Below are 17,561 nucleotides of genomic sequence, written 5' to 3'. Positions count from 1 at the left end.
TCTCCCCTATTGCCGTTGCCGGCGATCTTGGCGTCCGTCCGCCGCCCGGTCCAGCCGGGCCGGCGCGCGCCAGCCATGCCGGACGGCCGGCGGCGGCTCAGGCGGCGGCGCGGAGGATGTCGGCGGCCTTCTCGCCGACCATGATCGAGGGCGCGTTGGTGTTGCCCGAGGGCATGGTCGGGAAGATCGAGGCGTCGGCGACCCGCAGGCCCTCGATGCCGTGCACCTTCAGCTTGTCGTCGACCACGGTCTTCGGGCCCGCCGGGCCCATGCGGCAGGTGCCGATCGGGTGGTAGGCGGTCTGCGAGTTCTCGCGGATCCAGGTCAGGATCTGCTCGTCGCTCGCGACATCCTTGCCGGGCGAGAACTCCTCGCCGCGCAATGCGTCCATCGGCGGCGCCTCGACGATCCTGCGCATCATGTTGAAGCCGTCGACCATCGCCCGCTGGTCGATCGAATCGGCCAGGAAGTTGAACCGGATGGCGGGCTGCTCGCGCGGATCGGCCGAGCGGATGTGGATCGACCCCAGGCTCTCCGGCCGCAGCTGGTAGCAGGCCACCGTCATCGACGGGAAGTCCTGGAGCTTGCGCCGCTTGGGATCCTTGATCGAGTACGGCACGAGGTGCATCTGCACGTCCGGCGTCGCCAGCTCCGGCCGCGTCTTGAGGAAGGCCAGCAGCGGCGCCGACGGCAGGCTGAAGAAGCCGCCTTTGGTCGTCATGTAACGGAGCGCCTGCCCCACCGCGCCGATGCCGCGCGCCATGTGGTTGTACGAGACCTTGGGATCCTTCACCCGCCACACGATGCGGGCGTTGATGTGGTCGCGGAAATTCTCGCCGACCGCCCCCAGCGCGTGCTTCACGGCGATACCGTGGGCGCCCAGCACGTCCGGCCGGCCGATGCCGGACAGCTCGAGGATCTGCGGCGTGGCGACGGCGCCGGCGCACAGGATCACGTCGCGGCCGGCGCGCGCCTCGACGATCCGGCCCCCGGCCTCGTACTCGACGCCGACGCAGCGCGTCCCCTCCAGCAGCACGCGACGCGTCGACGCCTCGGTCACCACGCGCAGGTTAGGCCGCCGCATCGCCGGCTCGAGGTAGCAGTGCGCCACGCTCATGCGCCGGCCGGCTCGGATGCTGGCCTGGGTCTTGACCACGCCCTCCTGGTCCTCGCCGTTATAGTCCTTGTTGAGCTTGAATCCGGCCGCCACCGCTGCCTTGAACAGCGCGTCGTAGAGCGGGTTCTGGTCGGGCACCTCCGAGACGTGCAGCGGCCCGCCGGCGCCCCGCACGCCGTCGTCGCCGCGCTCGAAATCCTCGATGCGCTTGAACACCGGCGCCACGTCCTGCCAGCTCCAGCCGCGCGCGCCCATCTGCGCCCAGGTGTCGTAATCGAGCTGCTGGCCGCGCACCCAGACCAGGCCGTTGATGGCGCTGGAACCGCCCAGCAGCTTGCCGCGCGGCACCGGGATCCGGCGGTTGGCGGTGCCCGGCTCGGGGTCGGACTCGTAGCGCCAGTTGGCGCCGGGATGGTCGATCAGCAGGCCGAAGCTGATGGGATAGCGCGAATAGGGATGGCTCGCGCGCCCGGCCTCGATCAGCAGCACGTTGGAGCGGCCGCTCTCCGTCAGCCGCGCGGCCAGCGCCGCGCCGGCCGAACCGGCGCCGACGATGATGTAGTCGTATGTCTCTGACATCGAGCGTTTCCCCCGCCATCGACACCGCGGCGCGCTTGTTCCAGCGGTCCGGCGGTGCGGGACGGCAGGCTAGCGCATGTTTCCGCCGGCGACGAGGGCGGGACGGTCGACTCGCGGCGCGCGCGGGCGTGCCGTAACGTCGCCAGCCAACGCCCCGCGCTGGAGCCGTCCCATGCTGTTGTACGAACACCCCCTGTCGTCCTACGCGCAGAAGGTGAAGATCGCGCTGCGCGAGAAGGGCCTCCCGTTCACGCCGGAGACCCCGGCGACGCTCGGTTCCGGCGCGGCGCCGTCGGCTTTCACCGACGCCAACCCGCGCGTCGAGGTGCCGACCCTGATCGACGGCGAGGCGCGGATCTTCGATTCGACCATCATCCTCGAGTACATCGAGGACAAATGGCCGACGCCGCCGCTGTTGCCCTCGGATCCCGTGGCGCGGGCCGGCGCGCGGATGGTCGAGGAGATGTGCGACACGCACTACGAGGCGATCAACTGGGGCCTCGGCGAGATCAAATGGTTCCGCCGCGCCGAGGGCGCGCGGGCCGACACGCTGCGCGCGGCGGCGGCGGCGCAGACGCGCCACGTCCAGAGCTGGCTGGCGGAGCGGCTCGGCGCGAAGGACTGGTTCGGCGGCGACGCGTTCGGCTGGGCCGACCTCTCTGTCGCCCCCTACCTCAACCGCTCCGTCTACTACGGCCTCGGGCCGGCCGCCGATTCGCCGCTGTCGCGCTGGCTGGCGCGGGCGCGCGAGCGGCCCTCGGTGGCGCTGACCTTCACGGAGTTCGACGCCGCCGCCGATCGCATGGCCGGCGCCGCCGACCGGCTGGCGTCGGGCACGTTCCGCCGCGAGTACCGCGACCACCGGCTTGAATGGATGGTCAAATCCGGCGGCATCCAGGTCGTCCTCGACGGTCTGGCGAAGGACAACATCCGATTCAGCTGGCCGCCATCGTCGTGACCGCCGGCGCCGGGAACGCGGCGGCGCGATTGAACTTCGACCAGGCCCGCCGGTAACCCAACGCCGCTCGGGCCGCGACCGGCATGGCCGACACCGCGGCGAGCCAACGCGCCTCGGCGGCGTCGGCCTCGGCCCAGCACGCGGCCACGACGCGGCGCCGCGCCGCCGCGTCGGCGTCGACCACGGCGGCGACGCGCGCGACGAAACCCGCCTCCATCGCGTCGCGTTCGGCCGCGACGACCGCGGCGCGCGCGGCGTAGTCCTCGAGCACGGCGCGGTGCAGGCGCTCGTGTCGCCACCAGCGCGTCCGCGGATCGAAACGCCCGGTGGGCGCGCGCTCGCGTGCGGGCAGGCCGAGATCGACGAACAGCGGCTTGAACACCGACAGGCACGGCGCCGCCGAACCCGTGACCCAATGCACCGGCCGGCGGCCACGCTTGAGCCAGCTCGCCATCGCGCCCGTCGTCTGTCCGCCGCTGCCGCCCCACGCGGCGTGCATGCAGATCGCCTTGGTCTCGGTCTGGTCCGGATGCCACCGGCGGGTCTTCGGACCGTGGTCGCGCAGCGCCGACATGATGGCGTGGATGTCGAGGCTGTCGCCGGCGCGCCCGAGCATCGTCGCCGACCGGGCGCAGCGCTGGTGGCCCTGCGAGAGCCCGTCGCGCCGGGGATTCGTCAGCGTCGCGGCGACCGGGGCGCCATCCAGCCGCGCCGCCAGCGGCGCCGCGATCCGGTCGTGGCGGGCGCCGATCGATAGCGCGTTGGAGATCGTGCGCACGCCCCGGACGCGCTCCGCCACCCAGTCGCGGCCGACGGTCTCGAGCACCCAGCCGCCGGCCGCGTCGGCGATGATGTAGGAGTTGTGGTAGGTGCGGGTGAGCGCGTGGCCGCAATTGCCGCCCTGCCCGTGCCGCTCCAGGAGCTTCGTCATCACGTCGAGCGCCTCGTCGGCGCTGGCGGCGCGCTCCAGACCGAGCCGGAGATGGTCCATGCCCAGCACACCGGGCGACGGCGACGGCATCCGCTTGGCGAACACCGCCTCGTTGCCGATGACCACGCCGTGCTCGTTGGCGCCGATCTCCGCCCCCCACATCCAGTAGGGCCGCGACAGCAGGACGGCGTGCGTCTCGCGCGCCTGGTCGATCTCGACATGGGTGAGCCGCAACCGCGCGCCGGCGCGGTACCGCCGCCGCGGCAGGATCTCGACGAGCTGCGCCTCGTTGCGCTCGCGGTCGCTGTTCTTGCCGAACAGCGTGGCGCCGTCGCGCGATCTGTCGGCGGTCGCCATCATCGTGTCGCACATCGGCCATCCCCCCGGGTCCCGGTCGCGACTTTACCGGCCGACCGGGCCGCCGCAACCGCGGCCCTCCCCGGCCATCGGCGCATCGCTCCGCCGCTAGGCCCGGCCCCGGCGCCGCGGTAGGTTCAGCCCCGGCAGGTCATCCGAAGCGACCCAGGAGAGATTCCGTGAAACGTCTCCAGTTCGGCGCCTTTCTCGCGCCGCACCACCCCGTCGGCGAGCACCCCACCCTCCAGTTCCAGCGCGACCTCGACTTCGTCGCCCATCTCGACCGGCTGGGCTACGACGAGTTCTGGTGCGGCGAGCACCACTCCTCGGGCTGGGAGATGATCGCCTCGCCGGAGATGTTCCTCGCCGTCGCCGGCGAGCGCACCAAGCGGATCAAGCTCGGCACCGGCGTGGTGTCGCTGCCCTACCATCATCCGTTCAACGTGGCGCAGCGCATCGTGCAGCTCGACCACATGACCGGCGGCCGCGTGCTGTTCGGCACGGGTCCGGGCGCGCTGCCGTCGGACGCCCGCACTTTCGGCATCGACCAGGTGCTGCTGCGCGACCGCCAGGACGAGGCGCTGGGCGTGATCGTGCGTCTGCTCGAGGGCGAGCGCTTCACCGCCAAGAGCGACTGGTTCCAGCTCAACGACGCGCAGCTCCAGCTCCTGCCACTGCAGGAGAAGCTGCCGATGGCGGCGGCGTCCTCGATCAGCCCGTCGGGCATGCAGCTCGCCGGCAAGTACGGCATGGGCGTGCTGTCGATCGCGTCGACCTCGACCGAGGGCCTCCAGGCGCTGCCGGTGCAGTGGAGCTTCGCCGAGGAGTCGGCGAAGAAACACGGCAAGACCGTCGACCGGAAGAACTGGCGCGTGCTGCTATCGTGGCATCTCGCCGAGTCGAAGGAGCAGGCCCGCAAGGAGGCCGTCGACGGGCTGTTCTGGTGGCACAACGAGTACCGCGTGCGGGTGCTCGGGCAGCTCGGCGCCAAGGCGGTCGACGACCGCTGGAAACTGATGGACCAGGTGGCGGGCGCGGTCGGCAGCGGCGTCGGCGCCTCGGTCGTCGGCACGCCTGACGAGCTGGTCGCGACCATCCGCAACCTGCAGGAGGTGACCGGCGGCTTCGGCGTGGTGCTCGGCTTCGTGCACGACTGGGCCAACCGCGAGGCCACCCTGCGCTCGTGGGAGCTGTTCGCGCGCTACGTCGTGCCCGAGCTGAACGGCTACACCCGCAACCAGAAGGCCTCGGCCGAGTTCCTCGCGGCCCATCAGCTGGAGTTGATGACCGGCCGCGCCGAATCGATCCGCGCCACCATCAAGGGCGACGCCCGCGCCCAGGCGGCGCTCGAGGCGACCATGAAGCAGATGGCGCTGGCGCCGCAGGGCGGCGGCTGGCGGCCGGGCGCGGTCCCGATGCCGGACGCGAAGAAGGCCGACGCGGCGGAGTGACGGCGGCGCCGTCGCGACGCGGCGCCCGGAGACCGCCGCGCGCCCTCGACGGCGCGCGGCGTGAAAGAACCGATATGGAGGAAACCCGGTGATCAAGCGCACGCAGCGCATTCCCATGCGCGACCTGTCGACGATGGCGGCGGAGGACCGCGAGACGGTCGAGAAGAACGCGATGAACGGCCGCGTCTTCAACATCTTCAAGGTGCTGGCCAACCACCCCAAGCTGGTGAAGCGCTGGACGCCGTTCGCGGGCCACATCCTGTCGAAGCAGAGCCTGCCGTTCCGCGACCGCGAGATGCTGATCCTGCGCATCGGCTGGCTGAACCAGGCGGAGTACGAGTTCGCCCAGCACGAGCTGATCGCCAAGCGCGGCGGCCTCTCCGACGCCGACATCGAGCGCGTCAAGAAGGGCCCGACGGCCGACTGGAACGCGCACGACGCCGCGCTGATGCAGGCCGCCGACGACCTCTACGAGAACTCGGTCGTGTCCGACGCCACCTGGGCGACGCTGTCGAAGACCTACTCGACCGAGCAGATGATGGACGTCGTGTTCACCATCGGCCAGTACAACCTCGTGTCGTGGGCGCTGAACAGCTTCGGCGTCCCGCTCGACGACTTCCTCCCGGGCGCGAAGAAGTAGCGGCGCGCCCCCGCGACGGCACGGCCCTTCGGACCGATGACGGACGACGGGCGGCGCGACGCATCGGGAGGTGGTGGCGCATGGCGAGCGACGGACGAGGCGCGGTGGCGACGCCGCCGGCCGCCGCCGCCCCGGCGGCCGGCGACGCGATCACCGCGCGCCAGTGGCTGATCCTGCTGTCGGTCCAGTTCACCACCATCCTGTTCGGCCTGACCGCGACCAGCGTCACGGTCATCCTGCCCCAGCTCAAGGGCGCGTTCTCCGCGACGCAGGACCAGATCTCCTGGGTCCTGACGTTCAACCTCGTGGCCACGGCGGTCGCGACGCCTCTGACCGGCTGGCTGGCGGCGCGGCTGGGCTGGCGAACGCTGATGATCTGCTCGGTCACGGGGTTCACGGTCGCCTCGATGCTATGCGGCATGACGAGCTCGCTCGACACGCTGCTGTTCCTGCGCGTCGTGCAGGGCGCGTTCGGCGCGCCGATCTTCCCTATGGGCCAGACCGTGCTGCTGGCCAGCTTCGAGCGCCGCCAGCATCCCTTCATCATCATGATGTGGGGCGTCGGCGGCGTGATGGGGCCGATCCTCGGGCCGACCTTCGGCGGCGTGGTGACCGACCTGCTGGGCTGGCGCTGGACCTTCCTGCTGATCCTGCCGCTGGGCGTCGCCAGCGCCGCGCTGGTGATGGCGGCGCTGAACGACCAGGAGCGCGGCACGGCGCGGCGCTTCGACCTCACCGGCTACATGTTCCTCGGCGTGGCGATCGCCGCCACCCAGCTGATGTTCGACCGCGGCCAGCGCGAGGACTGGTTCGACTCGCCGGAGATCGTGATCGAGTGCGCGCTCGCGGCGGTGTTCCTGGCGATGTTCGTCATCCACATGAACACCGCGCGCGATCCGCTGTTCGAGGCCGGCGTCTTCGCCGACCGCAACTTCGCGGTCGGCACGGCGGTCGCGCTGGTGATGGGGATGCTGCAGTACACCACGATGGTGCTGTTCCCGCCGCTGCTGCAGGAGCTGCGCGGCTATCCCGAGACGATCATCGGCTACCTGCTGGCGACCCGCGGGCTGGGCAACCTGATGTCGTTCCTGATCGTGGCGCAGCTCACGCGCCACGCGCCCAGGGCGTGCCTGTGCGCCGGGCTGCTGATCCAGGCCGGCGCCGGCTGGTGGATGTGCGCGCTCGACATCAACATGACCACGGCCGACGTGCTGTGGACCAACATGCTGCACGGCTTCGGCTTCGGGCTGGCCTACACGCCGATGGCGGTGCTGGCGTTCTCGACCATGCCCGTGAAGCAGCTCACGCAGGGCAACTCGGTGTTCGCGCTGATCCGCATGCTCGGCGGCAGCTTCTACATCTCGATGACCCTGCTGGTGCTGGTGCACACCACGGCCGCCGCCGGCGTCAACCTGTCGACGACGGTGACGGTGTTCTCGGCCGAGGCGGTGGCGCCGTGGACCGCCGCCTACGGCGCGTTCGGCGGCACCGCGCCCTACGAGCGCATGGCCGCCGAGCTGCACCGCCAGGCCAGCATGATCGGCTACATCAACGCCTTCGCGTTGATGACGATCGTGCCGGTCGTCGCCGCGCCCCTGGCGTTCCTGTTCGCGCGGCGGCGCGCCGGCGCATAGCCGGGAGCGGCGCGCTCCACCGCGGAGCGGCCACATGACATCGAATTCATGCGGCCGCAATGCGGTGTCGGCCGACCCGGACCAGTATCTCCCCGTCGACGCGCCGACGCGCGCGCCCAAGGGAGTCCCCGTCCATGCAATCCAGATCCTTCGCATCGCACCTGCTCGGCGGCGTCGCCGCCGTGGCCTTGACGCTCGCGTTCGCCCCGCTGGCCGCGCCGGCCACGGCCGCCCCCGCGGCGCCGCTGACCCAGCCGCTCGTGGTCGGCGCGCCCGATTTCTCGGCGTTGGTGGCGAAGGTCGCGCCGGCGGTGGTCGCCATCGCCGTGACGCAGGAGCCGCGTCCCGACATCGAGTCCGCCGGCGCGCCGCCGGAGCTGCGCGGCACGCCGCCAGAGCGCCGCTTCGGCCGTCACGGCCGAGAGACGCCGGCCCAGCGCGTCCGCGCGCTCGGCTCCGGGTTCATCATCGACACCGACGGCTACATCGTGACCAACAACCACGTCGTCGCCCGCGCCCGCGAGGTCATGGTGGTCCTGTCCGACGGTCGCGAACTGCCGGCGAAGGTGGTCGGCGTCGACGCCCGCACGGACCTCGCCCTCCTCAAGGTCGATGCGGGCAAGCCGCTGACCGCCGTGGCGCTGGGTGATTCCGACAAGATCCTGACCGGCCAGTGGGTCGTGGCGGTCGGCAATCCATTCGGCCTCGGCGGTACCGTCACCGCGGGGATCCTGTCGGCGCGCGGCCGGGCCATCGGCGGCGGCGTCTACGACGACTACCTGCAGATCGACGCGCCCATCAACCAGGGCAATTCCGGCGGACCGTCGTTCGACATCGCCGGCAATGTCATCGGCGTCAACACGGCGATCTACTCGCCGACCGGCGGCAGCGTCGGCGTCGGCTTCGCCATCCCGTCCAACCAGGTCCGGCAGATCGTCGCCGAGCTGCGCGCCCACGGACGGGTCGAGCGCGGCTGGTTGGGGACCAGTCTCCAGGACGTCAGCCCGTCGATGGCCACCGCGTTGGGGCTGCCCGAGGCCAAGGGCGCGTTGATCGTCGATCTCGACCCGGCCGGTCCCGCCGCCAAGGCCGGCATCCGCCGCGGCGACGTCGTGCTGAACGTCGACGGCGGCGCGATCGACGACAGCCGCGCGCTGGCGCGCCGCATCGCGGCGCTGCCGCGCGGGACCCGCGTCGACGTGGCGGTGTGGCGCGACGGCAAGCGGCAGGCGCTGCCGGTGTCGATCGGGCGCGCCCAGGAGCAGCGGGCGACGGCCGAGGACCGCCCCGGTGAAGCGGCCGGCCGACCGCCCATCGGCCTGTCGCTCGCGCCGGCGCAAGGGCGGCCGGGCGCGGTTGTCGTGGACGTGAAGGCGGACAGCCCCGCCGACCGGGGGGGCTTCCGCCCGGGCGACGTGATCGTCGAGATCGACCGGGCGGCGGTGGACTCGCCGGCGGACGCGATCGAGAAGCTGGGCGCGATCCGCGGGCAAAGGAAATCGGCCGCGGCGGTGCTGGTCGAGCGGAACGGCCACAACCTGTATCTCGGCCTGACCTTCGACGCGCCGACGGGCTAGCCGGTCTCTTTGGAACGCGCGCGGCGGCGGGCGCGGCGCCAGGTCAGACCCCGGCGGCCGCCGCCCGCCCGGGGGCCGGCCCATGCCCCTTGACGCCACACGTCCACGGGACGATGCATGGCCGAGCCGGGCCGCCATGCGCATTCTCCTCGTCGAAGACAATCCCAAAGTCGCCTCCTTCATCGAATCCGGTCTGAAGGCGGAGGGCCATGTCGTCGCGCACGCGGCCGACGGTCGCGCCGGCGCGACCTTGGCGCTGTCGGAGGATTTCGACGCCGTCGTGCTCGACCGCATGCTGCCCGGCGGCATCGACGGACTCGGCATCCTCGCGGCCATGCGGCAGGCCGGGAAGCGCACACCGGTGCTGATCCTGTCCGCGCTGGCCGATGTCGACGAGCGCGTGAAGGGGCTGAAGGCCGGCGGCGACGACTATCTCGCCAAGCCGTTCGCCTTCTCCGAACTCTCGGCGCGCCTGTCGGCGATAGCGCGACGCGCCACGACGCCCGAGGAACGGACGCGCCTGAGCGTCGCGGACCTCGAGATCGACCTTCTCGCCCGGACGGCGCGGCGCGGCGACCGCGCCATCGACCTGCTGCCGCAGGAATTCCGCCTGCTCGAGTACCTCGTCCGGCACGCCGGACACGTGGTGACGCGCACGATGCTGTTCGAGCATGTCTGGGATTTCAACTTCGAGCCGCAGTCCAACGTCGTCGACGTGCACATCAGCCGCCTGCGCCGCAAGGTTGACGCGGGATCCAGCCGGCCGCTGATCCACACGGTCCGCAACGCGGGCTACGTCCTGCGGGTCTGAGATGCGCCTGTCGACCAGCTTCCGTCTGAGCGCCGGTTTCGCCGCGTTGTGGACCGCGGCGACGGCGGCCGTGCTGGGGATCGTCTTCTGGCAGACCGCGCTCTACCTCGACCGGTCGATCGACCGGCTGATCGCCGCCGACGCCCAGGCGTTGTCGGAGGCGTACCGGCAGGACGGCCTCGGCGGCCTCGTCGACACCATCCGCGGCCGGATCGCGCGCGATCCGCAACCGGACGCGCTCTACCTGGTGAGCGATTCTGCCGGCCGCCGCGTCGTGGGCAACATCGAGGCCGGTCCCGACACGGCGCGCGCGACGGGCTGGTCGACGGCGCCGCTTGCGCGCGACGGCCGGCGGACGCAGGCGCGCCTCTACACCGCCGCCGTGCGCGAGGGCTTCGTCATCGTCGTCGGCCGCGACGTCACCGAGCGCCTCGAGCTGCGCGCCCGCATCGTCGAGGCGCTGGCGCTCGGCCTCGCGCTGGCGGCCGGCGGCGCCGTGGCCGCGACATGGTTCTTCGGCCGCGTCGTCCGCCGCCGGGTCGCCGGCGTCGCGGCGACGGCCGACGGCATCATGGCCGGCGACCTCGCCGTCCGCGTGCCGCGCGACGGCAGCGGCGACGCCTTCGACGCGCTCGCCGCCACGCTGAACACGATGCTCGACCGCATCCAGCAGCTGATGGAGGCTATGCGCCAGGTGTCCAACGACGTGGCGCACGACCTCCGCACGCCGCTCGCCGCGCTGCGCGGCCGACTCGAACGGCTGGCCGACGGCGGCGAGGCGGGCGCGTCGAACGACGGGCTGCGCGACGCGCTGGCCGACATCGACGGCATCCTCGGCACGTTCGAGTCGCTCCTGAGAATCGCCGCCATCGACGCCGGCACCCGGCGCACCGCGTTCGCCGACGTCGACGTCGCGGGAATCCTGCGCGGCGTCGCCGAGATCTACGAACCGCTCGCCGAGGCGGCCGGGCGCGTCCTCGCGGTCGACGCGCCGCCGGTCCTGACGCTGCGCGGCGACCGTCAGCTGCTCGCGCAGGCGCTCGCCAACCTGCTCGACAACGCCCTCAAGCACGGCGCCGGCCCGATCGCGTTGTCGGCCGACGCCGACGCCTCCACCGTCACGCTGTCCGTGTCGGACCGAGGCGCCGGGATTCCGCCCGACGAGCGGCCGCGGGTCGTCGAACGCTTCTATCGCCGCGAGGCGGCGCGCGCGACGCCCGGCTCCGGGCTCGGCTTGTCTCTCGTCGCCGCCATCGCCCGCCTGCACGGCGGTCGGCTGTCGCTCGAAGACAACGCGCCCGGGCTCCGGGCGCGGCTGGCGCTGCCGCGCGCCACTTGACGACGACGCGGCGCGACGTGGCGTGTGGCGGAAATCCTGGCGGAAAGGAGTGGGAGTCGAACCCACGAAGGACCGTCTTACGGCCCTTACTGGATTTGAAGTCCAGCCGCCCCACCGGGGACGATTCCCTTCCGTGGGCGGAGTCTACGACGGCCCCGCGCTCTTGACGAATCGTTCGTGGCGGTCGCGGTTCACCACCCGTTGCTGGTCGCGCAGGGTGGTGACGCCGCCGCGGTCGAAGAACTCCAGGATCTGGATCGCGACCTTGCGGCCGCCGCCGATGCGGTCGCGGAACTCCGCCGCCTTGAACGTCCCGGTCGGCGACGCCGTGGCCAGCTCGTCGACGATGCGCGCCATCTCGACCACCGCGCCGCGCAGGAAGAAATGGTCCGGCGCCACCTGCCAGACGACGCCCATCTTGCCCAGCCGCTTGAGCATCTCGCGCACCGCCGGCTCGGGGAAATCGAACTCGTCGGCGAAGTCGCGCACCCTCGGCGGCCCGTAGCGGTACTCCTCCAGAACCGGCCGCACCCGCGCCCAGATGCGCTCGTCGCCGGCCGACAGTTTGACGCTATGGCCCGGCAGACGCAGCCACGGGCCCTCGGCCTCGATGGTCCGCGCCGTCAGCAGCGACGCCGCGACGGCCGAGAACGGCGCCGCCGCGATCTTCTCCGGCAACGCCAGACGCAGCTTCTCCGGCTCGAGGCCGACGCTGGTCGCCTGCTTCTTGTGCTGCGCGTCCAGCGCGGCCACGACCATCGACTGGAGCGCCGCCAGCCGCGCCGGCGCGAAGCCGAACGGGCCGGCGGCGCCGTCGGGCGTCGCCAAGGCGGTCAGCCCGGCGGCCGCGACGGCGGCGTCGCGGGCGTCCGGGGTCAGGTTGCGCGCGACCGCGAAGGCGCCGAGGTCGACGACATGCGGCGGCGGCTCCACCAGCGCCGCCAGCGCCTCGGCCGGCCGCTCCTCGCGCAGCGCCTCGAGGATCGCCAGCCGCTCGGGGCGGCGGCGGAAGCGCGCCGGCGGCCACGGGTCGAGCACCACGCCGCCCGCCATCGTGCGCCGCGCCGACTGGTCGCGCAGGATCAGACGGTCGCCGTGCAGCGCCCCGACCGGCTTGTCGAGCACGAGCTGGGCCAGCGCCCCGCCGCCCGGCGCGACGGTCTCGACGTCGAGCAGCACGATCCGCGCCATGACGTGCGCGGCGCCGAGATGCAGATGCGCCGGCGTCCAGTGGCGCAGCGCCCGCGGCTCGTCCGGCAGCAGGCGCAAGCGGACGTCGATGCGGTCGGTCGGCCGCCGCAGCTCGGGCGCGACCAGCCAGTCGCCGCGGTGGATCGAGTCCTTGGCGATGCGCGGGCCGGCGAGGTTGAGGGCGCAGCGCTGGCCGGCGTGTCCGACCTTGGAGGCGCGGTTCTGGGCGTGGATGCCGCGGACGCGCGCGTCGGCGCCGTTCGACAGCAGCACCAGGTGGTCGTCGGGCCGCGTCTCGCCGGCGAACACGGTGCCGGTGACGACCGTGCCGGCGCCGGCGACGGTGAAGCAGCGGTCGATCGGCATGCGGAAGCGCCCCTGCGTGCGGCGCTCCACCGTCGCCGCCGTCTCGATCTCCAGCAGCGCGCGCAGATCGGCGATGCCGGCGCCGTCCTGCGCCGAGACGCGCAGGATCTCGGCGTCGCGCAGCGTGGTCGGCGCCAGCAGGTTCCGGATCTCGGCCTCGACGGCGTCGAGCCGCGCCGCGTCGGCGAGGTCCGACTTGGTGATGGCGACGGCGCCGCGCGCCACGCCCAGCAGGTCCAGGATGGCGAGATGCTCGCGCGTCTGCGGCATCGGCCCGTCGTCGGCCGCCACCACGAGCAGCGCGTAGTCGACGCCGCCGATCCCGGCCAGCATGTTGTGGATGAACTTCTCGTGGCCCGGCACATCGACGAAGCCCAGCGTGCCGCCGTCTCCCAGCGGGAGATAGGCGAAGCCGAGGTCGATCGTGATGCCGCGGGCCTTCTCCTCCGGCAGCCGGTCGGTGTCGACGCCGGTCAGCGCGCGCACCAGCGTCGTCTTGCCGTGGTCGATGTGGCCCGCCGTGCCGACGATCATGCGTCGTCGCCGGCGGCGATCAACCGCTCGGCCTCCGCCATCTCGTCGGCCCGCGTGAGAGGCCGCGCCCGCACGACGAAGCCGGCGGCGATCTCGTTGCCCTGGCGCTGCGCCCGCGTCAGCCAGCGCCACGCCTGGACGGCGTCGCGATCGACGCCCAGCCCGAGATGGTAGGCGGCGCCCAGCATCGCCTGCGCCTCGGCGTCGCCAAGACGCGCCGCCTTGGCGAACCAGCCGGCCGCCGCCGCGGGGTCGCGCTCGACGCCATGGGCGTTGTGGTGGATCTGCCCGAGCCGGCACATCGCCGAGGCGTTGCCGTCGGCCGCGGCGATCTCGGCCCAGCGCCGCGCCTCGATCCAGTCGCGGTCCATGCCGACGCCCTCGTAGGCCATCCAGCTCAGCATGTTGCGCGCCTCGCCGTCGCCGGCCTCGGCGGCGGCGCGGTACCAGCGGGCGGCCTGCGCCAGGTCGCCATCGGTGCCGCGGCCCTCGTAGTACATCAGCGCGAGGTTCCGCTGCGCGCCGGAGTCGCCCGCCTCGGCGGCGATGCGGAACCAGCGCGCCGCCTCCTCGTCGTCGCGCTCGACGCCGGCGCCGGTGGCGAACAGCCCGCCGAGATTGCTCTGCGCGCGCGCCACGCCCTTGTGCGCGAGCTCGTGCCAGACGGCGAAGGCCGCCGCGATGTCGCCCGCCTCGAACGCCAGACGCGCGCGCTCCAACGCCGCGTCGGTCGACTCGACGACGGGACGCCGCAGCAGGCGCGCCAGCAGGCTCATGCGCCGATCCGCAGATGCGCGAGCTGCGCCGTGAAGCCGGCCTCGTCCTCGAGGCAGCGCAGGTCGAAGCGCAGCGCGCCGTCCTCGACGCGGCCGATCACCGGCACCGGCAGGGCGCGGAACGCCGCCGCGATCCGGTCGACCGCGCCGCCGCCGCGCTTGCCGTCCGCGCCGGCGCGCGGCCGCAGCGACAGGCAGCGGCTCTCCAGCCGGTCGACCGGCAGCGCGCCGCTGCCGATCTGGCTGTGGCAGACGTCGATCGCGACATCGGCCGCTCCCGCCAGCGCCGCCGCGACGGCCGGCGCTATCCGCGCCGCCACCGCCTCGATCTCGGCCGTCGGACGCGTCAGCATCCGCAGGGTCGGCAGGCGCGCGGCCAGCCGGTCGGGGTCGGCGTAGAGGCGCAGCGTCGCCTCCAACGCCGCCAGCCGGCCCTTGTCCAGCCGCAGCGCGCGCTTCAGCGGGTTCTTCGCCAGCTTCGCCACGAGGTCCTTGCGGCCGACGATCAGGCCGCATTGCGGCCCGCCCAGCAGCTTGTCGCCGCTGAACGTCACCAGATCGGCGCCGTCGGCGATCGCCTCGCGCACGGTCGGTTCGCGCGGCAGACCCCAGCGCCCGAGGTCGACGAGCTGGCCGCTGCCGAGATCGTTGACGAACGGCAGGCCCTTCGACCGGGCCAGCGCCGCGATCTCGCGCTCCGGCACCGCCGTCGTGAAGCCGACCACGGCGTAGTTCGAGGGATGCACCTTCATCAACATCGCGGTGTCGGCGCCGACGGCGCCGTCGTAGTCGCGTAGATGCGTGCGGTTGGTGGTGCCGATCTCGACCAGCCGGCAGCCGGCGCGCGCCATGATGTCGGGCATGCGGAAGGCGCCGCCGATCTCGATCAGCTCGCCGCGCGACACCGGCACCTCGCGGCCCAGCGCCAGCGTGTTCAGCACCAGCACCACGGCGGCGGCGTTGTTGTTGACGACGATCGCGTCCTCGGCGCCGGTCAGCCGGCGCAACCAGCCGCGCACGTGCTCGTCGCGCTCGCCGCGCTTCCCGCCGGCGACGTCGTACTCGAGGTTCGACGGCGCGCGCAGCACCGCGTCCATCGCCGCGATCGCCTCGTCGGCCAGCACCGCGCGGCCGAGATTGGTGTGCAGCACGGTGCCGGTGAGGTTGATCATCGGCCGCTGCGACGGCGCCATCTCGGCGTCGAGCCGGCGCGCCGCCAGCGCCGCCACGCCGGCGGCGTCGGCGGTCGCGCGCGCGGCGCGCAGATCGGCCAGCGCGGCGCGCACGGCGTCGGTCGCGGGCGCGCGGCCGTGGCGCTCGATCGGGTCGCGCATCGCGGCGTCGTTGAGGACGCGGTCCACGGCGGGCAGTCGGGAGGGCTCTGAAGTCATCGGTCGCTCGTCACGCGAGACGGCGGGCGCGGGCCCGCGGAGGATTCTCTCGTCGACGCCCAGTCTAGACCGACCCGCCGCGGGAGGCGACTCGCGCCCGCCGCGCGACCACGTCGAGCGGACACGGGCGGGCCTACGGCGACGCCGGCGACAGCGGCTCCGCGTCGGCCTCGTCGGGATCGGGCGAGAGGTAGGGACTGGCGCAGGCGCGCGCCCAGCCGCCCTCCGAGACGAGGATGTCGAGCGTCACGGTCGCGAGGTCGTCGGCCACCGGATCGAGCGCGGGATCCTCCTCGTGGTAGAGGATCTTGGTGTAGGAGCGGCACTCGTCGCAGGTCTCCGCGCGCACCGCCCTGGCGGCGCCCTCGAGGCTCTGGTAGGCGACGCCCTTCGAGCCCTCGCAATGCGCGCATTGCACGCGCGTGTAGTTCCAGCGCGTCTGGCACAGCGGGCAGCACAGGAAGCGCGAGCCCTGGCGGCCCTGCGCCGTCTCGATCACCGAGGCCACGGGATGCGAGCCGCACACCGGACACAGGTTGCGCGCCGCCAGCGGCGCCACGTCGGCGAGGTCGAGCAGCGCCGCCATCCGCGTCCAGTGCAGCTCCAGCGCGGCGCCGACGAACGGAGTCTCGGCGTGCTCCCAGCGCTCGCAGGCGCCGCGCAGCGCGCGGTCGGCCAGCGCCTCGACCGAGGCGTCGTCGCGCGCCGCGAAGGCGTCGAGCGCGGCGCGCGCCGGCGCGGGCATGTCCACGCCGTCGAGTTCGCGCGCGACCGCGCGCGCGGCGGCGAGGAAGGACGGATCGCGCTTCCAGGTCAGCCGGTCGAGCGGCGCGAACTCGTGCGCCTTGCAGAACGCGATGTGGTCGGCGCCGGGGAGCGTTCCGGCCGGCAGCCGGCCGGCGGCGGCGTGCTGGGCGCGGGCGACCGCCGCGACGAAGCGCAGGAACGGCTCCAGCGGATTGCCCGGCGCGAGCGTGTCGAGCCGCGCAGCGCGCGCCGCGAAGAGCCCGGCGACGTCCGGCAGGCGCGCGTAGATCGGCGGCGCCATCTGGCCGACATCGACCGGCTCGGGAACGACGCGGCCCTTGAGGCTCATCGCGGCCGGCCTGCGCGCGGGGGACGCGTGGTCGCGGCCCGCGCGGCGGCGGGAGACGGATCAATCTGCATGGGAGGATGATCGGGCGCCGCGCGGCCGTGTCAATCGGCCTTGCGGACCTCCTCGCGCAGCCACTTGCGGTGGTGGCGCCACGCCCAGCCGCCGGTGACCGAGCCGCGCGTCATGCCGCGGATCGTGCCATGCACCCAGATCGCGGCGTAGACGTGGACGATCACCACCGAGATCAGCACCACCGCCGACAGCGCGTGCACGACGGCGGCGAGGCGCTTCTGGTCGACCGTGGTCAGGTGGCCGAACTGCGAGTCCCACAGGGCCAGCCCGCTGGTCAGCAGCAGGATGGTGAGCACCGACATCGACCAGAACACCAGCTTCTGGCCGGCGTTGTACTTGCCGGCCTCCGGCACCTTGTCCTCGCGGCCGGCGACGACGTGGTTGACGTTGCGCATCCAGGCGCTGTCGTCGCGGTTCCAGAGGTTGAACTTGAAGAAGCGCACGAACAGCCCGAGGAAGCTGAGCATCGCCAGCACGCCCATCCACGGATGCAGGATGCGCGTCCAGACGCCGCCGCCGAACAGCTCGGTGAGGAAGAACAGCGACGGATGGAACAGCGCCATGACCGACAGGGCAAGGCAGATCATGAGGATCGCGTTGATCCAGTAGTTGAGCCGCGCGCCGGCGGTGTAGCGGTCGATGATGTTCTTGCGGTCGTCGGCCATGGAGCCGTTTCCCCCGTGGTTCAGGACGCGGATCGCGGCGGACGCGGCGGGCCGCCCGCAGGCGGCCGCCGCGCGC

14 protein-coding genes and 1 tRNA gene are annotated in these 17,561 nt (G+C 72.8%); 7 read left to right on the top strand and 8 right to left on the bottom strand.

Annotation, left to right across the window (positions count from 1 at the left end; genetic code table 11):
- Positions 1-97 precede the first annotated feature (97 nt).
- A complete protein-coding gene (locus tag IPK81_13675; protein ID QQS10697.1) occupies positions 98-1,696 on the bottom strand; it encodes a GMC family oxidoreductase N-terminal domain-containing protein in 1,599 nt (532 codons plus the stop codon).
- 172 nt (positions 1,697-1,868) lie between these two features.
- Here IPK81_13675 and IPK81_13670 point away from each other — a divergent pair, with 172 nt between their 5' ends.
- A complete protein-coding gene (locus IPK81_13670; GenBank protein QQS10696.1) occupies positions 1,869-2,654 on the top strand; it encodes a glutathione S-transferase family protein in 786 nt (261 codons plus the stop codon).
- On the opposite strand, the gene IPK81_13665 is transcribed toward IPK81_13670, so the two are convergent.
- Complete coding sequence (locus IPK81_13665; protein ID QQS10695.1) at positions 2,632-3,957, bottom strand: C69 family dipeptidase; 1,326 nt, start codon at positions 3,955-3,957, stop codon at positions 2,632-2,634. The two genes, IPK81_13670 and IPK81_13665, sit on opposite strands and share 23 nt — an antisense overlap.
- A gap of 164 nt (positions 3,958-4,121) precedes the next feature.
- On the opposite strand from IPK81_13665, the gene IPK81_13660 reads away from it, so the two are divergent.
- The 6 genes from IPK81_13660 (at position 4,122) to IPK81_13635 (ending at position 11,394) form a co-directional block, all read left to right on the top strand.
- Positions 4,122-5,393 carry an LLM class flavin-dependent oxidoreductase gene (locus IPK81_13660; protein ID QQS10694.1) on the top strand — a complete coding sequence of 424 codons (1,272 nt, stop codon included), beginning with the start codon at positions 4,122-4,124 and terminating at the stop codon, positions 5,391-5,393.
- An 88-nt stretch (positions 5,394-5,481) separates the two neighbouring features.
- Entirely contained in the window at positions 5,482-6,033 is a 552-nt protein-coding gene (locus tag IPK81_13655) for a carboxymuconolactone decarboxylase family protein (protein QQS10693.1), read from the top strand.
- Between the two features lie 80 nt (positions 6,034-6,113).
- On the top strand, positions 6,114-7,667 hold the full coding sequence (locus IPK81_13650; protein ID QQS10692.1) for a DHA2 family efflux MFS transporter permease subunit: 1,554 nt from the start codon (positions 6,114-6,116) through the stop codon (positions 7,665-7,667).
- A 134-nt stretch (positions 7,668-7,801) separates the two neighbouring features.
- A complete protein-coding gene (locus tag IPK81_13645) occupies positions 7,802-9,244 on the top strand; it encodes a Do family serine endopeptidase (protein ID QQS10691.1) in 1,443 nt (480 codons plus the stop codon).
- A 136-nt stretch (positions 9,245-9,380) separates the two neighbouring features.
- Entirely contained in the window at positions 9,381-10,055 is a 675-nt protein-coding gene (locus IPK81_13640) for a response regulator transcription factor (protein ID QQS10690.1), read from the top strand.
- Between the two features lies 1 nt (position 10,056).
- Positions 10,057-11,394: a HAMP domain-containing histidine kinase gene (locus IPK81_13635; GenBank protein QQS10689.1), complete on the top strand. Its 1,338-nt coding sequence runs from the start codon at positions 10,057-10,059 to the stop codon at positions 11,392-11,394.
- A gap of 37 nt (positions 11,395-11,431) precedes the next feature.
- Here the strand turns inward: IPK81_13635 and IPK81_13630 are convergent.
- The 6 genes from IPK81_13630 to IPK81_13605 form a co-directional block, all read right to left on the bottom strand.
- Positions 11,432-11,527: transfer RNA gene (locus IPK81_13630), tRNA-Sec, on the bottom strand.
- Between the two features lie 11 nt (positions 11,528-11,538).
- Positions 11,539-13,485 carry a selenocysteine-specific translation elongation factor gene (selB, locus tag IPK81_13625; protein ID QQS10688.1) on the bottom strand — a complete coding sequence of 649 codons (1,947 nt, stop codon included), beginning with the start codon at positions 13,483-13,485 and terminating at the stop codon, positions 11,539-11,541.
- Complete coding sequence (locus IPK81_13620; protein ID QQS10687.1) at positions 13,482-14,261, bottom strand: sel1 repeat family protein; 780 nt, start codon at positions 14,259-14,261, stop codon at positions 13,482-13,484. Before IPK81_13620 ends, selB begins: the two co-directional genes overlap by 4 nt.
- Positions 14,258-15,652 carry an L-seryl-tRNA(Sec) selenium transferase gene (locus IPK81_13615; GenBank protein ID QQS10686.1) on the bottom strand — a complete coding sequence of 465 codons (1,395 nt, stop codon included), beginning with the start codon at positions 15,650-15,652 and terminating at the stop codon, positions 14,258-14,260. Before IPK81_13615 ends, IPK81_13620 begins: the two co-directional genes overlap by 4 nt.
- Positions 15,653-15,785: 133 nt before the next feature.
- On the bottom strand, positions 15,786-16,748 hold the full coding sequence (gene fdhE / locus IPK81_13610; protein QQS10685.1) for a formate dehydrogenase accessory protein FdhE: 963 nt from the start codon (positions 16,746-16,748) through the stop codon (positions 15,786-15,788).
- 101 nt (positions 16,749-16,849) lie between these two features.
- The gene (locus tag IPK81_13605) at positions 16,850-17,485 is read right to left on the bottom strand and encodes a formate dehydrogenase subunit gamma (protein ID QQS10684.1); all 636 of its coding nucleotides are present in this window, start codon (positions 17,483-17,485) and stop codon (positions 16,850-16,852) included.
- Between the last annotated feature and the right edge of the window lie 76 nt (positions 17,486-17,561).

Source organism: Rhodospirillales bacterium, from assembly GCA_016699855.1.
GTDB lineage: Bacteria > Pseudomonadota > Alphaproteobacteria > Reyranellales > Reyranellaceae.
This window is presented reverse-complemented; position numbering and strand designations above follow the sequence as displayed.